The following is a 22,233-nucleotide window of genomic DNA, read 5'->3' on the forward strand; positions in this document are numbered from 1 at the left end:
GGACTGCTCCAAGAGGTCGTTGGTCTCATGCGGCGCGCAGGGCCCGGGTCTCGAACAGCGGCGCCCACTGGGCGTTCCGTTCGATGAGGAGCCGCACGTACCGGCTGCGGAAGTTGTTGTTGAGCCGGAAGACATCGCCTTGGGTGGCTTCGCCGTAGCGCCAGCGCAGGAGCTCGAAGAGCGTCCCGATGCCGACGCGTTTGAAGCCCTTGGCGACGCAGTCGGTGGTCAGTGCCTCCAGGTGCCGCAGCACCCACGGGTTGAGGTCGTGAAACGCCTCGAGCCGCTGCTGGATGGACTGGCCGGGGTGGATGGCGGGCTGCTGGACGGGCTGGATGTCGTCCAGGCAGGGCAGTTGTTGCTGGAAGGGCACAAGACCCCCGAAAGTGCGCTCACGCTCGAATGGTGTGGCACATCTTTACGGATGCGGGTCGCATGATCAACCAGCGAGACATCCCCGGGCCCGCACCGGCGGGTCGGCGAACGGGCCACACCCGTGGTGGCGTGCATGCATTCCTCCCAAGAGAAAGGGCAGCGCCGCCCTCTGCGGCACTGCCCTTATTCTATCTCCATTTTGGGGGTGTGGCCAGCGGTTTCCGCAGGTCAGGCGGCCTTCGCGGCGGCGAGGCCGCGTGGCACGATCACGGAACCGGGGCCGGTGTACCGCTTCTGCCGCAGCGCCGCCGCAACCTGCGTATTGATCGCCCACGGCAGGACGCGGGACTTCGCCTGCATCTCCGGCGCCGCCTCGATCAGGGTGTCCAGCAACCACAGCTTCGACCCCGACAGCTGGTAGTCCGCCGGCACCGTAAACGGCCCCTTCCGCACCATCGCCGCCATGCTCTGCTGGCTGGCCACGCCGAACAGCTGCGTCACCTCCTGCAGGCCCAGCAGCGGCGGGATCTCCTCCACGCTCTGCGCCCACACCCCGGGCTCCTGCGCGGCAACGACACGCTGCAGCACCGCCTGGTCCAGCTCCTTGGGCCGCGGCGTCGTCTGCCCGAAGCCCCGCACGAACGACAGCAGCCAATACGGCGAGCCCGACACGATCACCGCACGGTCGTAGTTCAGCGCCCCCCGCGTCAACCACTGCGTCACCTGCGTCGGCTTCACCCCGTACAGGGCGCCGAACTCCTGCCTACCGGCCAGGAAAGGCTTCTTCGACATCGCCGACCCCCTCATCGCGTTCCATGATTGCCCTTAGATTCTAACCAGTGCGGGCCAAGTGGGCGAGCTCACCAGCTGCTAGGCTGACTGCTCCAAGAGGTCGAGGCCCCCACCGCACGGTGGGGGCCTTGGTCTTTGCCGACCTGGGTCAGCCGAGCGGTGTCGGCTGCGGCTCCGGGTCCTTGTACTGCGGCGGCTGCGCGTACCCCAGCAGCCAGCCGAAGCGCGGGCTGAGGTGCAGCTCGGCCCAGCGGAACACCAGGTAGTAGGCGCCCGCGAACGCCGACGTCTCCAGCGACACCAGCACGGTGCCGTCCAGGTGCACGCCGAGGCGCAGGGCCTGGGTTATCAGCCATCCGGCGAGGATCGGCGCGAGGGTCCGCACCAGCGACAGAAGGTAGTTGTAGAGCATTCTCACTCCTTGGGTTGGCGGGCGATCGCAGCGTTCGCCCAGAACATGACCTCTTCGAGCCGGAACAGGGCGGCCTGCTTCTCCGCCCCGGCCGGCAGCTCGGCGTTCAGCGTGAGCGCGAGGTCCAGGCACACCGTGCGGACGTCCTCGTGCGCCTGGCGGCGCGCGGCGGTGTCGGCCGGGTGGAACGTGAACCGGCGGATGATCTCTTCGGCGTCCATCCGTCCCTCACTTCCGGCCGTAGGCGAGGGTGAACAGGTAGGCCCAGCCGCGCGGCCCGATCGCCACGTCGTGCGGCTTGCCCTTCTCCCGGAACTGCGGGTGCGCGGCGAAGAACTTGCCCACACCGGCCTGCGTGCGCGGCCCGTACGTGTCGGACAGGTCCCGGTCGCTGATGGTCAGGAACTTGGCCTTGCGCAGCGCCTTCTGCAGCTCCTTCGCCGACGGGCGGGACTTGCCTGGCGCGAGGCCCACGGGGAACGGCGGCGGCGCATACGGCTTCGGCGCGGGCGGCTTCGGGGCAGGGGTTGGGGTGCTGTCCTGCGGGCGGGGAGCGCCCCGCTGCACCCACGCGTACAGCGGCCCCCCCGGGCAGGCGGTGGCGTAGCCGTCCCTGTGCCCCTTGATCTCCGTACCGGCGCCGCCCTGGGACTGCAGGTGCTCAATGGCGTCGCGGATGCCGCCGAGCTGTGCATCGGTGGGCTGAGTGAGACCGGAGTCGCCGACCATGCCGCACACCGAGTAGTGCGCGATGTTCAGCGACTGGTTGCCGTTCGCGGCGGTTCTCTTGTGCAGACCACGGCCTTCGTAGATGTACCCGTGAGGGCAGACGACGAAGTTGTAGGCGATGTCGGAGTAGCCCTCGGTTTTGTTGGCGAGGTGGCTGGCCTGGATGGCTCGCATCCGGACGGCGCACTGATCGTGGTGGTCAGCCAGGCTGGCCGGGACCGGGGCGCCCTCGTAGTGGACCTTCACGCCTCGGGTGGAGGCGATGTAGACGAGGTCGTACTTGGATGGCTTGGCGCCCCACTGGGCGCGGGTGACGAGGTGCATGAGGGCTTCCTTCGATGGTCAGGCGCGCAGCTGGAGGGCGTCGATGTAGCGGCGCAGCTGCTGGTAGGTGGCGAGGGTCATCAGGCCGTCCCCGTGGTCGCCCCACGACGAAGACCAGGAGTTGCGGAAGCGGATGACGGTGGACTCCGCCTCGATGTGGCCCGCGTGGTCCTGCACGACCTGCTCCAGGGCGATCACGCAGATCTCGTGGCCGCCGGCGACCGGAGAGGCCGCCCAGTCGCCGTGGTCGACGAAGCCGTGCCGGTCGGGCTCGAACCACGCCTTAAACCAAGGCACTCCGAGGAGAACCGGGCCGGTCTGCAGGAGAGAAGCGAGAGCGGCGGCGGTGGTGGCGTGTTGGTAGTGGCCCACCAGGCCGCGCCGCTTGAGAGCCTTGGCGATGCCCAGGCCCGACGAACCGGAGTCGTCCGGCGGGAAGACGCCGTCGGCGTTGTCGAGTGCGCTGGCCTGCGCGTACAGGCCGATCGCCCACTCCTCGGCCCGCTTGGCGCTGGACACGTCCAGCCCGGCGGTCTTCGCCTCGGCGTCGGTCAGCAGCACCGACACCGCAGCGGCACCGGCGTTTCCGGTGCACGAGCCGAGCGCATCGACGTCCTCGCCGCCGGCGACGACACCGGAAACGCGGATGCCCTGCGCGAACAGGTCCTCCTGGTCCAGGACCGGGATGCGCGGGGTGTGCGCGGCCGGCTTGAGCGTGCCGCCGGTATGCGTGTGGACCCACGCCAACGAACGGGCGTCGAGGACCTGGTGGCGGCCGAGCCTGGTGTGGCGCGCGTAGCGGTGGACAAGGGTGCCGTGATCAAGGGGCACGTCCGGTGCCGTCTCTCCCCCGCGCCGGACGAATGGGTACTACCGAAGGCGCAGACCCCGCTACGGGCCTGCACCGATCCTGCTGGTGAACCACAGCTGCACCAGGCCCAGCAGTAACGGGGCGACGAACACCGCCACCAGCCACTTACGGGTGTTGGCGGCCTGCTGCTGGTCGCTCTCGCGCTGCCGGACCGCGGCCTCCTGCGCATCCTCAACCGCCTGGATCCGCTGGTTCACCAGACGCTGGTCGGCCTGGTAGACGTCCTTGGTGACCATCTGCTCGAACCGCTGGCTCATCGCGGCGAGATCGCCGCGCAGGTCGTCGCGAAGCTGCTTGATGCCGTCGCTCTGGTCTTCGCGAAGCTGCTGGAGCGTGCGGTGCAGCTCCCACAAAGTGGGATCGGCGTTCGGCGGCTGCGTCACCGCGCACTCCCTTGATTGGCGTGCCCCGCGCCGCATCCGATCTTACGGGCACGGGGCGACACCACAGCGGGGTCAGGCCATCTCGGGCTGCGGGTCGATGAGGATCGCCGACACGATCTCCATCCTCTGCTGGCACAGGCCGCACTGAATGCTGGGCATCCCGGCGTTGGAGTACAACTCGGGTACGTCGAACGGGGGCTCGCCGTAGTTCTCGCACGTCTCGGTGATGCACTGGGCCACCGCGTCGTAGAACTTGCCCGGCTCGAAAACGAGATCGCTCATGATCCCACCACCATCCAGTAGACCGTCGTGCCGGTCGTGTTCGCACGGGTGAGCCACACCGTCAGACCAGTGCCGCTGACGCTGGTCGCACCCACACCGGTCACGCTGGTTCCCGGCACGGTGGAGTTCGCGGTGACGTACGCGCGAAAGGTCGTCCCGGCCACGTGCAGGCCGCTCACTGTGGCGCTCGTCGGGGTGTTGGCCGCGCTCGGGGTGATAGTCACGGACCCGAAGACCATGTTCCCGGCGGTGAGACTCCCGGACGTGGTCGTATCGCCGACGACGGATAGGCCCGTGCGCGAACCGGCGGTCGACGAGTAGGTGAACCCCTTGTTTCGGGCGTCCGTCCAATCGAACGTGTCGGCCGTGATGGTCAGGTCTCCGAGCCCGTTCGGAGTGATGCCCGGCTGCTCGATGGTCACGCTGAGCTGGCCGAGATTTGATCCCCCATCGGCCGCGTAGGCGTAGAGGGATGTGGTGGAACCGGAGCCGTCGCCAGTGCTGAGCCGGAACTCGCCCTGGTCGTTCTGCGTGCCGCCGCCGGCGATCAGGGCAAGTTCGGCACTGGTGCCGGTTTCCACGGTGGGGGACCACAGATTCAGGCGGGGTCGCTCGTGTCCCGAGTTGCTGTCGACCGTGGCCAGAACCTCGCCAGGCTCTGTCTCCGCGGCCGTGCCGGAGTAGAACCGGACGGAGTTGGTGCCGGGGGTGCCGGACGGGGTGATGACGACACGCTGCCCGGTGGCGGCGGTCTGCAGCGTTGCCCCGGTGATCGTCTGCCCGTTGATCGCCCCCGCGACGATGTTGCTCGCCGTGAGCGCCCCCATCTCCACGACCTCGATCGCGACCATGTCGATCTCGGCGGTGCCGCTGCCCCCGTTGTAGTTCACGTACACGAAGGGGGTGATGAACCGGACATTGGCGTGCAGCTGACCGGGTGCGTTCGCATTCGGTTTGACGCCGCCGACGGGAGCGGCGGAAGTGCCCTTGATGTAGCCGGTGTACGTCACAAACCCGGCGCCGGCTGTCAGGTCCTGGGCGTTGGCCGCAACATAGAAGTGGCTGGAGGCCGAGTTCGCGCCCGTGAGGTTCACCCAGGTCACCCCGTCGGCCGCGAGGCCCGCCACACCCGCGTAGAACTTCTGGTTGGTGCCGGGCGTGCTGTTGGCGACGGTCTGCCGGACCCTGGCGCTCACCCGGTAGGTGACGCCTGGATCGAACGGGATCTTGACGTCGGGACGGTAACCGGACGCGATGGAGCCCACGCACCGCATCACACTGCCGCCGGACAGGGCATCGGTGACGGCGACGGTGGTCATGGAACCGGCGCCGGTTTTGCTCCACTTGGAGGCGGCGTCGCCGAAGTCGTAGAACTTCTGCCCGACTTGGCCCTGCAGCCCGACCGACAGGCGGTCCACGGCGATCGTCCCGGCCTTGATGCCAGCGGCGTCCAGGGTGCCGGTCAGGATCGAGCCGCCGTTGATCGTGGTGGTCTGTGGGATCTGGCCGGTGCCGATCTGCGTGGGTGGCACCGTGACCCCGGCGCCGATGGACCCGGTGACGGTCGTCGCGCTGCCCGCGGTGGTGGCCGTGGAGGCGGAGGCGACCGTGCCGTTGACGTTCGCGGCGGAGATCACCAGGTTGGTCGCGTCGATCTGCGACGCGGAGAGCTTCCCGACCGTGATCTTGGAGGCGTCGATGGAGGAGATCACCCCGGACGCGGCCGTGATCGTGCCCGTCACGAACTTGTCGGCGGTGAGGGTGTTCACCGCCATCCGGTCGCCGGTCAGGCTCAGGGCCTTGACCTGAGCGGCGGTGATACTCGCGGCGACCAAGATGTTAGCGGCCATGGTCCCCACCGCCATCCGGTCGCCGTTGATCGATCCGGCGACGAGCTTCGGTGTGGTGATCGAGTCGTCGGCTATCTCGGTCCTGCCGACCGCTCCCGCTGCGATCTTCGCTTGGGTGACGGCGTCGTCGGCGAGCGCGAGCTCGTTGATGATGCCGTCCAGGACGGCCTGCGCGACGACCGGCGCCGGCCCGGCTGGTCCCGCAACCGGTGACGGGTCGGAGACGACGCCGGATGTCGAGACGCACACCAGGCGCACCCACACCGGGGTTCCCGCCGGCACGGTCATCGTGCCGCCCTGCGTCGAGTAGAACGCGGAGAACAGGGAGCCGTCGTCGGGGAAGTCCGGGGCGGTGGAGAAGTGCACCTCCACGTACGCGAAGTCGGCCGGGGCCTGGGCGCCGCCGTCGAAGGAGCCGTCCCAGACCACGGCGACACCGCCGAGGACCGAGGTGATCGTGGGTGCGCCCGGCGCGGGCGGCGGGGGCCCGTTGACGGCCGCGACCGCCAATGTGCCGTCCTGCTGCAGGCCGATGCTGCCGCGTATCGTCCCGCCGTCGTCGTAGACGGCGATGGCGCCGTTCTCGATCGAGGAGTTCGCCAGGCGGCTCGTACGGGACAGGTCCCGCACCAGCCGTTCCAGTGTGGCGATCCTGCCCGCCAGAACAGCGAGGGTGTCAGCCAAGGGTCAGCCTCCGTAAGTGAAGGAGTCGGCGCGCGCCAGGCGCACCGTCATCCGTTCCTGCTGGTCCCCCTGCGCCGGCGTGAGTGTCCATCCGGTCACTCGCGCCCAGCCGTCGTAGTCGGTCCACTGGTCGTGGACCTGCACCCACACGTCGTCGCCGACGGCGAAGGAGCCGAAGCGGGCGGCGGGGTGGTCGATGATGTCGATCTGCTGAATGTCGCCGCGTATCTGGCGGGCGATCCGCTCGGTGCGGGCCTTCGCCGCGAGCTGGTCCTTGCCCTTCACCGCGGGCAGGTCCAGGACTTCCTCCAGGCGCAGGCGCCCGTCACGGACCGCGTCGATCGTGCGCAGCCGCGCCCGGCCCTCACCGGAGCCGAGGGCGACGACGACCTGCGCGTACGTGTCGCCGTCGTAGATGACCGGCTCGGAGGCGGCGATGTTCACCCCGGTGGTGAACGACACGTCGGTGCGGCGGGTGCCAAGGCGCGGCCAGCCGATCCGAAACCTGCGCTGCGGCACGTCGCCCACCCAGTCGACCTGCTCGGTCCACTCCGGGCCGCCGTCGGTACCCACCGCGTCGACGATCAGGTCCGCCAGGGTGCGGGTCTCCCACCAGCCGGAGGCGTACGGCTCCTCAGGGGTGCCGATCTTCGCCTTGGATGTGGTGCCGTCGACGAGGACCTGCAGGTTCCCGTCAGGCTGCTCCTGGCAGTACGCCCACACGTCCCGCATCAGCTTGCACGGGTCGCCGTACGTGTACGGGCCGCGCGCGTTGAGGTTGCCGTGGACGTCGTGGCGGCGAGCCAGGTACGACGTGAACCCGGCAGCCTCGATCGGGTACCGGCCGCCCTCCGGTTCGGCCCGCCAGATCAGGCCTCCCCACATGAGCTTGGAGTCCCGCTCGGCGAAGATCAGCGTGTTGCCGGGGTCGACCATGCTGTCCAGCACATGCGCCAGGTGCGGTTCCAGCGTCGCCGACAGGCTGCCCGGCCCGTTCAGCTCCGGGCCGTAGGCGACATCCGACAGCGGCAGGTCCCATGCCAGGACCTGCCCCGTCAGGGCACTGCACGTCAAATAGCGGTAGGAGCGCACCGTTAGAACACGCCCTCCTCGAACTCCACGTCCGCAATGGCGGTCGTGGCCACGTCCGCCTGCAGCGTTCCGGCGGCCGAGATGTTCATGGCGACCATGGCCTGCAGCAGCTGCGTGGTGCCGCGCAGCGACGCGGGCACGCTGACGGTGTCGGCGGAGATCAGGTTCACGCGCTGGGACCGGTCGCCGCTGGTGAACGCGCCCGTGTCGAAGCTGATGCTCTGGCCCTGGACGGTGCCGAGCTTGAACGCGGCCTGCCCGTACACGCTGCCGGTCAGGACCTGCACCGCGGCAACGGTGAAGACGATGCGGGCCCGCACCGCCCACACGGGCACGGCTATGTTCCAGCGGGCCGCAGTCGGCCACGACACGAGCGTGCCCTTGGGGTTGCCGCCCCAGTTCTGATCACCGGTCGGGGACGCGGTGTAGATCTGCCGGTCCCGGCGCGGGTTGGCGATGCCCCGCAGGTCGGTGATCATCGCGCTGGTGATCGTGGCGGTGTTCGGCCCCATCGTGATCCGTGCGAGCGGGATCGCGGTCATCCCCGCCGGCGGCTGCGTCGCGGTCGAGGACACGTTGGAGACGACGTAGAAGTAACCGATGTCGTCCTTGGCCGGATCGCGGGAGCCTTCGTACTCGGGGTCCAGGACGCGCAGCACCACCATGTCGGTGCGCCCCGTCGCCCCGGTCGGGGCGATGTTCACCGTCGCCGAGCCGACGTTGTACTGGGTGTAGGAGCCCTGGCCCCAGGCGGCTCCCCGGACCACACCGGAGCCGTCGGCAATCTGAACGCCCGCGCCGGGCGTCGTCAGCGGGGTGACCTTCAGGTCGTTGTACTCGGTCACGCCCTGCGCCCCGCGGGACAGGTCGCGGATCATCATGCGCATGGTGCGGGCGGGGTGGATGCCGCCGTTGACCATCATCGGGGGCTGGATCAGCGTCATTGGGGTGTCCTCACAGGGCGGTGTAGGCGTCGCGCCACGACAGGGTCAGGCGGCAGGTGTTCGTGTAGTCGGTGGCGGTCCAGCGGATCTCGCTCTTGCCGGGCGGGATCTGGAACAGGTCCATGCGGCTGCCCGCCGTCAGGGCCGGGGCCGCGTTGCCGGACCCGTTGCGCAGCACCCATCGGGTGCCGGGCCGGGTGTCGATGTTGATGCGCTCCCCGGCCGCGAGGCTGATCTGCAGCTGCAGGTAGCGGCCGGTCTCCACCACCCACACCTTCGGGTTGGTGACCGGCCCGTCGATGCGGACCGTCGGCCACGCCGCCAGGTCACCGGAGTTCAGGACCCACCCGGGGCGCTCGTCCGGGTTCGACACCCCTGTGGTGATCGGGGCTTCGACCGGCGCGGTGAAGCCCTGCTCGTCGTTGGAGATGTCCAGCGGCAGCGTCAGCGACTGCGAGTCGTCCGCGTGCCAGCGCGGGTCGGTTGCGGCGAAGTCCAGCATGAACGGAATCCAGCCGTGGACGGCCTGCGCCACCGTCGCGGTCTCCACCCGCCGCCACCTGCCATACAGGCGCTTGGTGTCCCGGCCGGGCAGCTTGGCGCGCAGCACCGCCAGCGCCCCCGCTGTGCGGCGGGTGGCATCCGTGCCGGTGACCTGCTGCAGGCGGGCCAGCAGATCGAGCGCGGCCCCCGGATCGTCGGGAGTGCGGATACCGGCCTCGATTGACACGGTGCGCGTCCCGAACAGGTCGACGCCCGGAAAGCCGCCGTCATCGGTCGGGTTGTCCACGTCGGCCGTACGCAGTTCCGGCGCGCCCAGACCGCTGACCTCGCCGACCGGCACCAGCGTGCTGCGGCCGATCACCAGGCCCTGGCCGACGTCGAACTGGTAGTCCCCAAGGGTTGCCATCAGAGCTTGCCTCCTCGCTGCGCGGCACGAAGGCGCCGCATCACCTCCGCGCCGATCTCCTGCGCAGCCCCGCGGCCGCCACCGCCGGCCGTGACGGTCACGGGCATTTGGCCGATCAGAGGCCCGCCGTTCTCCTTCACGACGACGACCTGCACGCCACCGGCCGGCCGGGCGTCCACACGCATCGGGCCCGTCACCCCGTGCGCGGTGAGGGTGTAGCCGAACCGCTGGGCGACGTCCTCGAGGACCGCCGTCGCGGACGGCCGTTTGGACTGCCCGAGCGGGATGTACGCCTCACCGCCGGTGGAGGGCTCCGCGAACCGCACCAGGCCGTTGCTGGTCGCGTACAGGCCCGGCGTCAGGACGCCGCCCTGCGCGTACGACAGGCCCTTGTTGGCCCGCCCCAGGTCGGCGACGAACTTCGTGGACCGCTTCCCGAGGGCCTTCTTCAGCCGGGACAGGCCCGCGTTGGCGACCTCGATGATGCGGTCCTCGCCGAGCTCGGTGGCATCGGCAACCTGGTGGATACCGGTCTTGCTCGACTTGACCGCCGAGATGATCGACAGCAGGTCCGCCAGGTCCTGATCGGACAGCGTCGCCGACGCAGACTTTGACGCCGTGTTGGCCTTCGATGCGCCCTTCTTGCTCTTGACGGCCTGCGCGGCCAGGTCCTGCGCGGCCTGGTCGCCCTGCGCCGCGAGCCGCGAAGCCAGGTCCCCGTACCCCTGGGCCGCCAGCGTCGCCAGGTTCTGCTGGAACGTGGCCGTCTGCTTGGCCGCGCCGCCGAGCTGGCTGGTGTACTCCGACAGCGACGCCTTCGCGGTCGCGGCCAGCTTCTCCAGGTCCTTGGCCATGCTGCGCACGTACTTGGAACTGCCGGTGGCCATCTTGTGCGTCAGGGCGACGCCGTCGGCGCCCATGGCTTCCAGGGCGTCGGCGACGTCCTGCCCGGCACGGCTGGCGACCGTCGCCAGATCGCGGCGCCAACGCTTCGCCTCCGCAACGGACTTGTGGAGGTTCTTGGAGAACTTCCCCAGGTCCAGGGCGGTGCCCTTCTTGTTCATCGAGTCCGACGCGATCGACGACAGGGAGAACAGGCCCTCCGAGCCACCGGCCGGCTGGTACGTCCACCCTGACAGGCCACCCTCGGCATGGAAGTCGACGCTCGCACCGAACCGGTGCGCGACCTCGGACAGGATCTGCTTGGACCGGGCCCGCTTCGACGGGGCCAAAGGCAGGTACGCCTCGCCCCCGGTCTCGTCCTCCGCCCACACCCGCCACGACCCCGCAGGTGCGATCTGCGCCACATGGTTCTCCCGGCGCACACCGCCGCCGGCGTAGAACGACAGCAGACCGCCGTCGGCCTGCGTCAGCGGCTTGTTCGCCCAGGGCACGTTCGAGCCGGGCGCTACGCGCGGGATCACCGTCACCGACACCGGCGACGGCGGATTCACACTGACGGAGATCGTCTTGGTGCCGGGGATCTGCCGCACGCTCGCACCGATCGCATCCAACTGCGACTGCACGGCCCCCATGTCGCCGGACAGCAGCGCCGACGTCAAAGCCATTGCGGCCTCGTTGCCCTTGGCCTTGGCGACCTGCTGGATCAGCGTCAGCATGCCCGTCCACTCGGTGAGGGACTGCTGGCCCGCCTTCTTGAACGCGCCAACGACGCCCTGCAGGTCCGCCTCGCTGATCGGCAGGTCCGCACCCCAGATCGCCTGCAGCTGTTGCATGGCGCCCTTCACGTCACCGGACAGCAGGGCCTGCTGCAGGGCGTTCGCCGCGTCCGCCCCCTTTTCCTGCGCGACCTGCGCCAGCAGGCCCATGCCGCGCTGCATCTGTACCTTGGCGGCCGCGCTGCCCTTCTTCACCGCCCGGGTCATGTCGGTGACGGCCATCTCCTGCAGGACCCGCCCGAACTTGCCCGCATCGTTGGTCTCTGCGGCATCGGCGAACTTCTGCGCGATCTTCTTGCCGTAGCGGGCGGCGATCACGGGCAGTTGGTCCAGGCCCGCGCGGAACGCTTCCGACGACCGGGACGACGACTCGGAGATGATGCCCTGCAGCTCGTCGGCAACCTTCGTCTTGCCCTTGCCCAGCTGCTTGACCAGCTCGTCCAGGATCGGGGCGGAACTCACCCCGAGCTTGGCGAAATGGTCGGTCAGGCCCGTGTACCCGGACATGGCGAGCGCCGACAGGTTCTTCTGGAAGTCCCGCTGCGACTTCAGCTGCTTCTGCAGCTGGTCCATGTAGTCCTTGAGCGTCGCCTTGGCGTTCTTGTTGGACTTGGCGACCTTGTCCTGCGCCGCGGCCCACGCCTTGGCCGGGTCGACGATGCCGCCCAGGGCCTGCGCCATGGCCTTCATCTCGTCGGTGTACTGCGGCATGCCGTCTCTGCCGGGCGGCACCAGCATTTCCAGGGACCAGATCTTCGACGTGTTGATCCTCGCCTGGCGGACCTTGGCGTTGACGATGTCCATGTTGGCGGCGAGCTCGGCCTGCTTCTTCACCGCGTTCGACCAGACGTCGTGCTGCTTGTCGAGGACGCCCATCGCCGCTTTACCCTCACGCGTCAGCACCGTGCTGACCATCTCGGACGCGGGGTCCACCAGGGTGAGCGAGTTGTCGTTCCACAGCTTGGTCTTGAGGTCCGCGAGCATCTGGCCGCCGGTCGTGATGGCGGTCAGGGCGTCGGCCATGTCGATGCCGGCCTTCTTGAGCTTGGCCGCGTCATCGGACTTGGTCAGCGACTCGGTCAGGGCCCGCAGGCCCGCACCCTCGTCGCCCTGCTCGTGCTCCGCGCGCAGGGCCTCCACCAGTTCGTCGGTGGCCATCTTGGCCTTCTGCTTCGACGCCGAGTACGCCGAGTACGCGATGACGCCGATCGCGAGCAGTGCCGTGAGGCCCGACACGGCCAGGCCCGCGCCTTTCAGGACCGCGGGCATGGCCGACTGGCCCGCCTGCGCGGCGGCCAGCGCGATGCGGAACTCGCGCCACTGAGTGGTCAGTTTGGTGACCGCAGCAAGGGCCAGCATGCCCCCGGCGGTCACCGCGAGCAGTCCCGCACCGATCTCCTTGAGCGGGCCGGGAGCGTCCGCGAGGGCCCCGGCGAACACCGACACGGCTTCGCCGACGGCCTGCAGGGCCGGCAGCAGCGCCCGTCCCAGGTCCATGCCCAGCGCCTTGCTGCGGTTGACGAACATCTGCCACTGCCCGGCCGTGGTGTCCATCTGCATCTGGAACGCCCGCTGGGTGGCCCCGGCGCGCTCCACCTCGTTGGCGATGCCCGCGTAGGTGTCGGCGTAGTTCTTGCCGTCGGCGGCGGCCAGCGCCAGCACCGCGCGGGTGGCCCGCACGTCGACGAACAGCTTGGTAATGGCCTCGGACGAGCCGCCCGTGGCCCTCGCCAGCTTGTTGACGACCACGTACAGGCCGTCCTGCTGCAGCGCGGACGCCGCCGAGTCGTACCCGAGCTTGAGCATCGCGTTACTCAGGTCGCGGGTGGGCGCCACCATCCGCGTCATCATCCCGTTCAGCGCGGTCGCAGACTCCGCCGCGGGGATACCGGCGAGGGTGATCGCGGCGAACGCCGCCGACAGGTCGTCGAACTCGACGCCCGCGGCGGCCGCCATCGGCACCACGTCGCCAAGGTTCTGTGCCAGCTCCTCGAACGAGATGACGCCCTTGTTGACGGTCTGGAACATGATGTCCATGACGTTGCCGGCGTCACCCGCAGTGAGCCCGTACGCCTTTAGCACACCCAGCAGGGCCCGCGAGGACGCCTCGGTGGTCGTCAGGCCCGCGCTGGCGCCCTTCGCTGCCACTCCAAGGATCGTCATGGCGTCGGCGCCGTCGAAGCCCGTGGAGACGATCTCGTACAGGCCTTCGGCAAGCTGGTTCGACGACTGCGTCAGGTCCTTCGACAGCTCGACGATCTGGTCGGTGAACGAGCCGACCGTCGCCTGGTTGATCTGCTGGGAGATCGTCATGACGTTGGCCATGCGCTTCTCCAGCGCGATGGCCTGCGCGACACCGGCACCGAGGACCGCGGTCAGCACCAGACCGGTCTTCAGGTAGCCGTTGACGCGGGCCTGTGTGGTGGCCCGGGTCTCGGCGTCCGCGGCGGCCTGCGCCTGGCGTACGGCGGCCGCGTTCGCCGCCGCACGTTGCGCCGCTGCCGCCTCGGCCTCGGACCGTGCGGCAACCGCCGTCAGGGCCTGCGCGTCGGCGGCCTGCCGCGCCTGCAGCGTGCGGGTGGACAGGGCCGCGCCACGAGCGGCGGCCGCCTGCGCGGCAGCAGCCCGCCCCTCCTGCAGCGTCTGCGCCTGCGCGGCCTGCGTGGCCGCCCGGGCGGCGGCCGCCGCAGTGTTCTGTGCGGCGATCGCGCCCCGGCCGGTGGTGGCCTGCGCGCGGGCGGCCATGGTCTGGGCGAGGGCCTGGGCGCGCAGTGCACGCTCCCCGGCCGTCACCGCTGCCGCCCGCTCGGTCTCCGCCCGCGCGGCCAGGTTCGCCGCGAGGACCTGCGCCCGGCCGTTGCGTTCGGCTGCCGTAGCGGCGGCCGTCTGTGCGGCCTGGCTGCGTTGCACGGCGGCGGTGACACGGGTCTGCCCGAGGACCGCGTCAACGGACGCGGACGCCTGCAGGCGGGCCAGGCGTTGCGTCGCCGATGACGTTTCCATCAGGCTGCGGTTGACCTGCTGCAGCTGCCCGTCGAACTGGCGCAGCTGCGTGGCACCGGACCGCAGACCGCTGGTCAGTCCGGCGGTCTGCGCCTGCAGGTTGACGTACAGGTTGTAGGCACTGGCGCCCACCTACTGCTCCCGTCTGGGCGTGAGCCCGATCTTAACCCCGCGCCCATCCGGTCCGTCCGGTACCTGCTCCCGCTCCATCTCCAGCAGCTCGCACCCCGGACAGGTGCTCGCATCGGCCACGTACGCGAACCGGTCCCCGCCCAGATCCGGCTTCCACTCATCCGCCCTGGTGCCACAGCCGGTACACACCGCGCGGCTGTACGCCAGCCACGCAAGGGCCTTCGCCCGGTCCAGCGCCGACCAGCGGCCGTCACCGGCCCCCGTGAACCGACTGTGCGGCATTCCATAGGTGTGACACAGCTCCATCTCCGCCCGGAAAGCCGGGTCAGAGATCAGCCTTTTCCCAGGTCCGCGCGGAGCGTCTGGTTGATGACGAGAGCGGCCGTGAACAGGGCCTTCGCCTCGGCGTCCGCCCAGGTGTCCAGGAGCTCCTGCGCGTCGGCCGCGCTCATGCCCTCGATCTCCGCCCCGCCGGCGTCACGCTCGACGTGGCAGGCGGAGATCAGCGCCGCGGGGAAGGTCTCGACGTTGTACTCCATGCCCTGGTCGGCCTGCACCTCACTGGGGGCGTGGTCGCGCAGCAGCTGCTCCCACACCGGCCGGGGCAGCGCCCGGAAGGTGAGGGCCAACGTGGCGTCCGCAAGGGCGTCCTGCGCCTTAACCAGTCCGGCGTCGGCTGCGAGGACCTGCGGGTTCGACGCCACCCAGGCGTCGCGCTGCTCCTCACGGATGCCCTGCTCGGTGCATTCGGCCAGCGCCCCCGCGCGGGCCTTGGCCAGAGCCAGGGCCGCTTCGGTGACGGCGGTCTTGGCGTCCTGGTCGTCACAGATCGACAGGGTGCGCTCAGGCAGCTTCCGGGCCCGCAGGCGGGCCATCTTCGCCGACCAGTGCGCGTCCTTGGCGACCACGGCCGCCGGCGGTTCAGTGGTGTTCGTGGACATGCGGGATCCCCCCTGGATCAGGTAGTGGCCGGGACGGCGGCGTCGAGCGTCGGCTTGTCGGACACCGCGAAAGTGACGGTGAACTTGGCCGGGTCCGATCCGGCGGAGTAGGCCGGGGCACGCGAGGCGACACGCGCCGGGAAGATGTCCATGGACTTCGACGCCGGGACGTCGCCCTTACGCAGGATGACGACGAACCCCTCCTCGCCCTTGCTGAGCAGGGTCTCGATGGTGTCGCCCGCCTTGTCCTCGTAGAAGGTCAGGGTCGACGCGTCGGCCTTGTCCTCACCGGGGATCGACGTGGTGAGCGACGAGCCCAGGTCGGGGGTGTCGATCGGGCTGTTGCCGAGCGACCAGCCCGCGATGTCGGAGATCGCGCCGGACAGCTCGGTGCCGCCGGTCAGCTCCGCGCGAGTCGGGACGTTCGTCGCCGCGGCGATCTCCGGCAGGAAGTAGATCTTCGTGACGCCGCGGCGCATGAACCGCTGCTGGGTGGTACCCAAGGGGGGTGCTCACTCTCCGGGGACCCCGGCCTCCGGCGATACGAAGGCCCGTCCCCAACAGGTCGCAGGACTGCGAACCAGGGGTGCGGCCCGTACCGGTGTGGCCGGGCGTCCGCGCGGGGGCCTCCGCGGTGAGGTGCGATCAGGTGTCAGCTGTTCGGTGTTGACACCGTCAAGACGAATCGCTGGACGTAAGTGTAGGTGGAGCTCACGACACTGGTCCCTTCCTCCCGGTCCAGTTCCCGGCCGATCACGGTCGCCCCGGTCACGGTGATCGGGTTGAGGTACTGGCCGCTGCCCGGCACCCGGGCCAAGAACGCCTGCCGGGCCTTGTCGGCCTGCAAGCTCGCCTGCTCGGCGGTCGTACCCACCGACGACACCTGCAGCAGCACCCGGGCGTCGGCGTCACTGTCCCCGAAGGCCGGGCCCAGGCCGGTGACTTGCCCCAGCTCGTACAGCACGCAGTACGGGATCGTGATGCCCGTCGGCAACGACGTCGCCGTGGGCGCCGTCCCGTACCCGCAGGACCGGCCGGTCGCCGTCTGCAGCATGGTCTGTGCTGCGAGCGCCACTTGGCGCCCCGACACGCTCATCTAGTCCTCCTCGTCGTTGTTCGTCATCCGGTCTGCGGTGACGACGGCTTGAATGTCCGCGATAGCGTAGGTGTGCAGCCCGAGTTCGGACCACACGGGCATGTCGGACGGGCTCGATGCCCGAAGCAGTCCCAGGCCGCCGGTCTCCTCATCGATGAGCTCGACGACGAACACCAGCCGCGACACCATGCCGTAGCCGTGGGCCTGCATGACGTCGGCGACAGCCCGATGCAGGTCCTCCGACGGGGTGCTCACGCCGGGTTCCCGTCGGCAATCCGGCCGATGGCCTGCACGAACAGGGGGCTGACCGTCTCAACTGCCGGGCCGACGTGGGCGTACGGCGGCTGGTCGTAGACCCGGCCGAGACTGTCGGGGCCGACGAACCCGAACTCCAGGCGCCGCCCTTGCGGTTTGGCGGTGCCGATGATCGCCGTCACCGCGTCGCCGGTGACGTGCACCTCATGCGTCCAGGAGCGCCGGTAGTCCCCGGTCGGCGCGTTCGGGCCGGGCCTGCCCGAGGCGTTGGCCTTGATCTGCGTCTCCAGCAGCATCGCGTAGTGCCGTACGACGGACACCGCCGACGGCAGCATCCGCGCGGCGCGGGCCTGCAGTTGGGCGGCGATCTCGTCCGCGTTGCTGAACGCGCCGCCGCCAGGGCGCGGGGGGCTGGGGGTAGCCACTATCCGGTCACCTCCGGCTGCCACCGTCCGGACGCCCAGTCCTGCAGCAGCCGCAGCACGGCCCGGGTCATCTCGTGCGGCCCGCCGTCCATCAGGTCATGCCGGGCCAGGGCGTTGCGCTCCAGTTCGCCCGCGTCGATCGCCGACAAGAACGCCGCGGCGGCCGGTCCCGGGTCCGGGGAGACACCGACGGCGACGCGGGCCAAACCGTCGAACTCGTCCTTCACCAAGGGCGACAGGAACAGCAGCAGCTCCGCCGGCTGACCCGCGCGCTGGCGAAGGTCGTACCCGGAGACCTGGGAAGAGATGTCGCGGCCGTCGAGTGCCACGGTCCCGGTGGTGTGGTGGGCGGTAATCCGCACCCAGTGCGCCTGATCATCCATGCCGTTCAGCCTACGAAAAGGCGCGGACAGCACTGCGGCCCCGCGCAGGGGTGCGCGAGGCCGCCAAGAGGCCGTGGGTCAGATGGCACTGGACGCGGTGGTGATGCGTTCCATCAGCCTGGTGGAGCGGCAGATCTCCACCGTGGATGCCTCGGTGACGTCGTCGGCGAGCCAGATGCGGCCGGCCAGGCCGCCCGTCTCGGTGAGGACCTCCACCAGGTCGCCGATCAGCGCGACCGGCGCCGACACGGGCGTCACGAGCCGGTACCAGGCCGAGCCCTCGGACAGCCAGTCCTGGCCGAGGACCTGGCCCAGGACGATCTGCCCATGCGTGGACAGCACCGCACCCGGACCGTCGTACACCACGGTGGTCGGGGTCTGGCCGGGCTCCCCGGTCTCCGGGTCCAGGATGGGCTGACCGGCGGTGCGGGAGATCCGCACCGTGTCGGTCAGCTGCGCCTCCAGATCGGCCCTGGCCTGTGAAAGATCCAGCGGCACCGGCTCACGCCCCCGTGGTCTGGGTGGACTCGTCCAGCCACGTCGTACGGACGACGGCGAGCGAGTTGGCGTCGGAGATGTCCATGACCCGCCACACCCTGTTGATCAGGCCCGGGTCCTGCGTGGCGACGGTGACGCGCACCCTGTCCTCACGCGACGCGAGCGGGACGTCCAGGGGAGTCAGGAGCCGGTAGCGGTTTCGGGTGTCGTCGGCGTACGCCTGCCCTTCCAGAGACAGGACCAGGCCGGGACCACCGGCGGAGAAGATCGCACCCGCACCCGCGTAGAGGATCTGGTCCGGGCCGGGGTGGTATTCGCCGGAGTCCGGGTCCAGGACCGGCTCCCCGGGGCGGAAGATCTCGACAGTGTCCACGAGGATGCGCGTCTCGACGATGGGGGCGACGGCGGCAAGCGAAAGCCCCTCAGAGGGCGGAGGAGTGCTCATACGTTCGAGCGTAGGCCGCTGTGCGGACAACCCCCTGGCAGCAAAGCGCCCCTGTCCTGCGCCACTGATCCTTGACCGATTGCCACTGAAGTTGGACCACCGTGTGGTTCGTGCCATCGAACCTTGGCCACCCTGGTCAGAGCCGTACTGGGCTGTGTCTGACCTAGTGCTGTGACCGCATAGGTTCGCCGGGTTGGTCGTCGTGGCGGTTGGATGTGCGGTGACGTCCGATCCGACCGCTGGAGGCGCGGTGGCCGAGCCTGTCCGTGTGCGCAGACTGACCGACCAGGAGGGGCAGCGGCTGCAGCAGATCTTGCGCCGGGGCAGCACCAACTCGGTGCGCTATCGGCGCGCGATGATGCTGCTGGCCTCGGCCGGCGGGAATCGGGTGCCGGTGATCGCCCAGCTGGTGGCGGCCGACGAGGACACCGTGCGCGATGTGATCCACCGGTTCAACGAGATCGGCCTGGCCTGCCTGGACCCTCGGTGGGCGGGAGGCCGTCCCCGCCTGCTCAGCGATGACGACGCGGACTTCGTCGTCCAGACGGCCACCACCCGCCCCACCAAGCTCGGCCAGCCTTTCACTCGCTGGTCGCTACGCAAACTCGTCGCCTACCTGCGCACAGTCCACGGACGAGTGATCCGTATCGGCCGCGAGGCGTTACGCGGCCTGCTCGCCCGCCGTGGAGTCACCTTCCAGCGCACCAAGACCTGGAAGGAATCCACCGACCCCGACCGCGAGGCGAAGCTGGACCGGATCGAGCACGTCCTGGACCGTTTCCCCGACCGGGTCTTCGCGTTCGACGAGTTCGGCCCACTCGGGATCCGGCCCACCGCAGGCTCGGGCTGGGCCGAACGGAAACACTCCGACCGGGTGCCGGCCACCTACCACTGCACCCATGGAGTCCGGTACTTCCACGGCTGCTACTCGGTCGGCGACGACATGTTGTGGGGCGTCAACCGCCGCAAGAAAGGTGCCGCGAACACGCTGGCCGCGCTCAAGTCGATCCGCGCCGCCCGGCCCGACGGCGCCCCCATCTACGTGATCCTGGACAACCTGTCCGCCCACAAAGGCACCGACATCCGCCGCTGGGCTACAAAGCACAAGGTCGAGCTGTGCTTCACCCCGACCTACGCCTCTTGGGCCAACCCCATCGAGGCCCACTTCGGACCGCTGAGGCAGTTCACCATCGCCAACTCCAACCACCCCAACCACCCCGTGCAGACACTAGCCCTGCACGCCTATCTACGCTGGCGCAACGCCAACGCCCGCCACCGCGACGTCCTGGCCGCCGAACGCAAGGAACGCGCACGCATCCGAAGCGAGAAGGGCATCCGTTGGGGCGGACGCCCCCTCAACACCGCAGCCTGACCAACCGCGAACTTACACAGCCACAGCGCATCATCGGTCCGCTCGTGGCCAAGCGCGGACGGCCGAAGCGTTGTGAAGATGATCTCGGCTGGGCAGCCCCGGAGCCCCGAACGGGGCCGGTTCAGGAGAAGGACGGCGCCAGAGGAGAATGACTCAGGAGGCGGACGGCTCGATCTCCCCCGCGAAGACGATGACCTGGTCGATGAGGCTCCGCCGCAGATGGACGACGTCCGTTCCCGCCAGGCGGGGGCCTCCATCCGGCGTCGTGAAGACCCACTGGTACCGGGCCCACTCGTCCGGCATGTCCACCGCCGAACAGCGCACCATCGTGCCGGTCCCCGCGGGGTGGCGCCGGATGTCCAGCACGAACCGCTCGACCGCCTCGATCCCCTCACTGCGGCCCAACGGTCCCCAGAAGACCACGTCCGAGGTTAGGGCCTGGGAGAGCAGCGCAGTCACATAGCTGTCGTCCGAGGCGTTGAACGCGGAGATGAACGTGTCGATCGCGGACCGCGCGGTCTCTTCCTGCATGCACCAGTAATACCAGTCGCCTCGCGGACCGCGCTCGTCCCGTGAGCCGTCTCCCGACCACGGTGAACCATCCCGGTCACAGCACTAGCTGGATGATCTGGCCATGCTGATCGCGAACCAAGGCTTTGACCTGGTCTTCTGCGGCCTTGGAATGTTCGGCAGTCGTGTTGATCGGCTGTTTGGAGGTCCGGGGTGCCGGTCGAGTCTCTGGGGACACGGCTGGCGTGCGCCTCGGTTGCACGGCGAACTTCACCACGGGCGAGTGATGGTGTTGGTGTCCAGACTGACAGAGCCGTCGATGGCCAGGACCTGGCCGTTGACCGTTACGCCGGTGGTCACGGTGATCGAGGTCTGGGCCAGGACCCTTCCTGCAAAGTCGGTGCCGGTGCCCAGAGTGGCTGAACTGCCGATCAGCCAGATGACGTTCCTGGCTGTGGCGCCGTTGATGAGGAGCACATGGCTCGCGGTTGCCGTCGTCAGGGTCGATCCGATCTGGAAGATCCAGTCGGCGTTGCGGTCTCCCTGGGCATCCAGCGTGAGCGTGCCGGTGAGCGCGATGGAAGAGGCGGCGTTGTAGACACCGGGGGTCAGTGTGAGGCCGCCGATGTCGCCGGTGATGCTGCCGTCCGGGATCTGGCCGACGGCGTCGTTGTACGTCGTGACCAGGTCGGCATGGCCTGCGACGGCGACGGCGTCCGAGTTGTGGATGCTTCCGTTGACCTGGCCGGGCGGGAATCCGGTGATGGACACTCCCGGGCTCACTCCGAGATCTCCGGTGACGTTGGAGAGGCCGGTGTTGGTGACCGACGCTCCGCCCAGAACCGCGAAGAGCCCCAGATAGGTGTAGGCGTTCGAAGCGGTGGTGGTGCCGCCGAGGGTGGTGACGGAGACATCGGCCGGCCCGAGCGCCCCGGCGGGCACCACGGCGTCGATCTCGGTGTCGGAGGCGACCCGGAAGGACAGGACGGGGGTGCCGTCGAAGGTGACGCTGGTGGTGTAGGCGAACGCGGTCCCGGTGATGACGACGAGATTGCCGCCGTCCACTGGTCCCGAGTCGAGGGTGACGACGGTTACGGAAGGCGAGTTGAGATAGGTATAGATGACTCCGCTGGCGATTCCGCCCCTGGTGGTGACGGTGACCCCTACCGGACCCGCGGAGGCCGCCGCTGGGACGGTCACGGTGAGCTGGCCGTCGGAGTCGACGGTGAACACGGCGGTCTGCGTGCCGAATCTGACCTCGCTCGTGGTGGAGAGGCCGAGGCCGGTGAAGATCACCGTATTTCCGCCTCCCAGGGGGCCTGCGGGAGGCGGGTCGATGCGGAAGGAGGGCGGCGGCAGGTAGAAGAAGGTGCCCACAATCCCCGTTCCGCCGGCGGTTGTGACGGAGACCGGGACGGCGCCGTGACCGGAAGGGGTGATGGTGTCGGTCGTGGTGTCGCTGACGACCGTGAAGCTCGTCGCCTGGCGGGTGCCGTAGTGCACGGCGGTGGTGCCGGTGAAGTGGCTGCCGGTGAGGGTCACCGCGTCGCCCCCGCCGGTGGATCCTTGGTTCGGCGAGACTGGCATAGGGGCTCCCCTGAGTCCATCGCCGACGGACGGAGCGCGTCTCGAACCAGCTCTTCCTCCGACGACATAGCGGTGCGAATACATCAAGTAGCACACCGGTTCAACCCGGTGTCAATAACTCAAGGAGCTCAAGTCGCCCGCAACGGACGCGCGTTCGGCGCTTCGCGTCAAGCAGCACCACCGGCGCACCACCCGCGGACCCAACATCGCCGCCCGGTTCAGCCCCGGTTCCTGAGACCCATCCGAGCCGTCTGGCGGG

At 69.4% G+C, this 22,233-nt stretch carries 25 protein-coding genes; 1 reads left to right on the plus strand and 24 read right to left on the minus strand.

Features of this window, described 5'->3' with window-relative positions:
• Positions 1 to 25: 25 nt before the first annotated feature.
• The 22 genes from OH809_RS24955 to OH809_RS25060 form a co-directional block, all read right to left on the minus strand.
• Positions 26 to 373: a hypothetical protein gene (locus OH809_RS24955; RefSeq protein WP_406515585.1), complete on the minus strand. Its 348-nt coding sequence runs from the start codon at positions 371 to 373 to the stop codon at positions 26 to 28.
• Between the two features lie 230 nt (positions 374 to 603).
• Positions 604 to 1,167 carry a hypothetical protein gene (locus OH809_RS24960; RefSeq protein ID WP_406515586.1) on the minus strand — a complete coding sequence of 188 codons (564 nt, stop codon included), beginning with the start codon at positions 1,165 to 1,167 and terminating at the stop codon, positions 604 to 606.
• Positions 1,168 to 1,315: 148 nt separating this feature from the next.
• Positions 1,316 to 1,579, minus strand: coding sequence for a hypothetical protein (locus OH809_RS24965; RefSeq protein ID WP_406515587.1), 264 nt, complete (start codon positions 1,577 to 1,579; stop codon positions 1,316 to 1,318).
• 2 nt (positions 1,580 to 1,581) lie between these two features.
• On the minus strand, positions 1,582 to 1,800 hold the full coding sequence (locus OH809_RS24970) for a hypothetical protein (RefSeq protein WP_406515588.1): 219 nt from the start codon (positions 1,798 to 1,800) through the stop codon (positions 1,582 to 1,584).
• 7 nt (positions 1,801 to 1,807) lie between these two features.
• Positions 1,808 to 2,632 (minus strand): N-acetylmuramoyl-L-alanine amidase, encoded by an 825-nt coding sequence (locus tag OH809_RS24975; protein ID WP_406515589.1) that lies wholly within the window; start codon positions 2,630 to 2,632, stop codon positions 1,808 to 1,810.
• Between the two features lie 18 nt (positions 2,633 to 2,650).
• Entirely contained in the window at positions 2,651 to 3,463 is an 813-nt protein-coding gene (locus tag OH809_RS24980; protein WP_406515590.1) for a hypothetical protein, read from the minus strand.
• A gap of 60 nt (positions 3,464 to 3,523) precedes the next feature.
• A complete protein-coding gene (locus OH809_RS24985) occupies positions 3,524 to 3,886 on the minus strand; it encodes a hypothetical protein (protein ID WP_326604269.1) in 363 nt (120 codons plus the stop codon).
• A gap of 72 nt (positions 3,887 to 3,958) precedes the next feature.
• Positions 3,959 to 4,168, minus strand: coding sequence for a hypothetical protein (locus OH809_RS24990; RefSeq protein ID WP_406515591.1), 210 nt, complete (start codon positions 4,166 to 4,168; stop codon positions 3,959 to 3,961).
• Positions 4,165 to 6,702, minus strand: coding sequence for a hypothetical protein (locus tag OH809_RS24995; protein ID WP_406515592.1), 2,538 nt, complete (start codon positions 6,700 to 6,702; stop codon positions 4,165 to 4,167). Before OH809_RS24995 ends, OH809_RS24990 begins: the two co-directional genes overlap by 4 nt.
• Positions 6,703 to 6,705: 3 nt before the next feature.
• A complete protein-coding gene (locus OH809_RS25000; protein ID WP_406515593.1) occupies positions 6,706 to 7,794 on the minus strand; it encodes a hypothetical protein in 1,089 nt (362 codons plus the stop codon).
• A gap of 2 nt (positions 7,795 to 7,796) precedes the next feature.
• On the minus strand, positions 7,797 to 8,738 hold the full coding sequence (locus OH809_RS25005; RefSeq protein ID WP_406515594.1) for a hypothetical protein: 942 nt from the start codon (positions 8,736 to 8,738) through the stop codon (positions 7,797 to 7,799).
• Between the two features lie 10 nt (positions 8,739 to 8,748).
• Positions 8,749 to 9,648 (minus strand): phage distal tail protein, encoded by a 900-nt coding sequence (locus tag OH809_RS25010; RefSeq protein WP_406515595.1) that lies wholly within the window; start codon positions 9,646 to 9,648, stop codon positions 8,749 to 8,751.
• Positions 9,648 to 14,462, minus strand: a complete 4,815-nt coding sequence (locus OH809_RS25015) for a phage tail tape measure protein (RefSeq protein WP_406515596.1) — start codon at positions 14,460 to 14,462, stop codon at positions 9,648 to 9,650. The genes OH809_RS25010 and OH809_RS25015 overlap by 1 nt, the downstream gene beginning before the upstream one ends.
• Positions 14,463 to 14,744 carry a hypothetical protein gene (locus tag OH809_RS25020; RefSeq protein ID WP_356672409.1) on the minus strand — a complete coding sequence of 94 codons (282 nt, stop codon included), beginning with the start codon at positions 14,742 to 14,744 and terminating at the stop codon, positions 14,463 to 14,465. It abuts the gene before it with no gap.
• A gap of 50 nt (positions 14,745 to 14,794) precedes the next feature.
• Complete coding sequence (locus OH809_RS25025; RefSeq protein ID WP_406515597.1) at positions 14,795 to 15,403, minus strand: hypothetical protein; 609 nt, start codon at positions 15,401 to 15,403, stop codon at positions 14,795 to 14,797.
• 17 nt (positions 15,404 to 15,420) lie between these two features.
• Positions 15,421 to 15,906, minus strand: coding sequence for a hypothetical protein (locus tag OH809_RS25030; RefSeq protein WP_406515598.1), 486 nt, complete (start codon positions 15,904 to 15,906; stop codon positions 15,421 to 15,423).
• A gap of 149 nt (positions 15,907 to 16,055) precedes the next feature.
• Complete coding sequence (locus OH809_RS25035; RefSeq protein WP_406515599.1) at positions 16,056 to 16,499, minus strand: hypothetical protein; 444 nt, start codon at positions 16,497 to 16,499, stop codon at positions 16,056 to 16,058.
• Positions 16,500 to 16,754: a hypothetical protein gene (locus tag OH809_RS25040; protein WP_406515600.1), complete on the minus strand. Its 255-nt coding sequence runs from the start codon at positions 16,752 to 16,754 to the stop codon at positions 16,500 to 16,502.
• On the minus strand, positions 16,751 to 17,179 hold the full coding sequence (locus OH809_RS25045) for an HK97 gp10 family phage protein (RefSeq protein WP_406515601.1): 429 nt from the start codon (positions 17,177 to 17,179) through the stop codon (positions 16,751 to 16,753). The genes OH809_RS25040 and OH809_RS25045 overlap by 4 nt, the downstream gene beginning before the upstream one ends.
• Positions 17,179 to 17,562, minus strand: coding sequence for a hypothetical protein (locus OH809_RS25050; RefSeq protein ID WP_406515602.1), 384 nt, complete (start codon positions 17,560 to 17,562; stop codon positions 17,179 to 17,181). Before OH809_RS25050 ends, OH809_RS25045 begins: the two co-directional genes overlap by 1 nt.
• A gap of 78 nt (positions 17,563 to 17,640) precedes the next feature.
• Positions 17,641 to 18,060 carry a DUF6093 family protein gene (locus OH809_RS25055; protein WP_406515603.1) on the minus strand — a complete coding sequence of 140 codons (420 nt, stop codon included), beginning with the start codon at positions 18,058 to 18,060 and terminating at the stop codon, positions 17,641 to 17,643.
• A 4-nt stretch (positions 18,061 to 18,064) separates the two neighbouring features.
• Positions 18,065 to 18,505 carry a DUF6093 family protein gene (locus OH809_RS25060; RefSeq protein ID WP_406515604.1) on the minus strand — a complete coding sequence of 147 codons (441 nt, stop codon included), beginning with the start codon at positions 18,503 to 18,505 and terminating at the stop codon, positions 18,065 to 18,067.
• A 250-nt stretch (positions 18,506 to 18,755) separates the two neighbouring features.
• Here OH809_RS25060 and OH809_RS25065 point away from each other — a divergent pair, with 250 nt between their 5' ends.
• Entirely contained in the window at positions 18,756 to 19,877 is a 1,122-nt protein-coding gene (locus OH809_RS25065; protein ID WP_406515605.1) for an IS630 family transposase, read from the plus strand.
• 153 nt (positions 19,878 to 20,030) lie between these two features.
• Here OH809_RS25065 and OH809_RS25070 read toward each other — a convergent pair whose 3' ends face one another.
• Together OH809_RS25070 and OH809_RS25075 are read right to left on the minus strand one after the other, a co-directional pair.
• Complete coding sequence (locus tag OH809_RS25070) at positions 20,031 to 20,408, minus strand: nuclear transport factor 2 family protein (RefSeq protein ID WP_024757633.1); 378 nt, start codon at positions 20,406 to 20,408, stop codon at positions 20,031 to 20,033.
• Positions 20,409 to 20,657: 249 nt separating this feature from the next.
• Entirely contained in the window at positions 20,658 to 21,974 is a 1,317-nt protein-coding gene (locus OH809_RS25075; protein ID WP_406515606.1) for an ice-binding family protein, read from the minus strand.
• Positions 21,975 to 22,233 lie beyond the last annotated feature (259 nt).

It is taken from the genome of Streptomyces sp. NBC_00873, assembly GCF_045207415.1.
Lineage (GTDB): Bacteria > Actinomycetota > Actinomycetes > Streptomycetales > Streptomycetaceae > Streptomyces.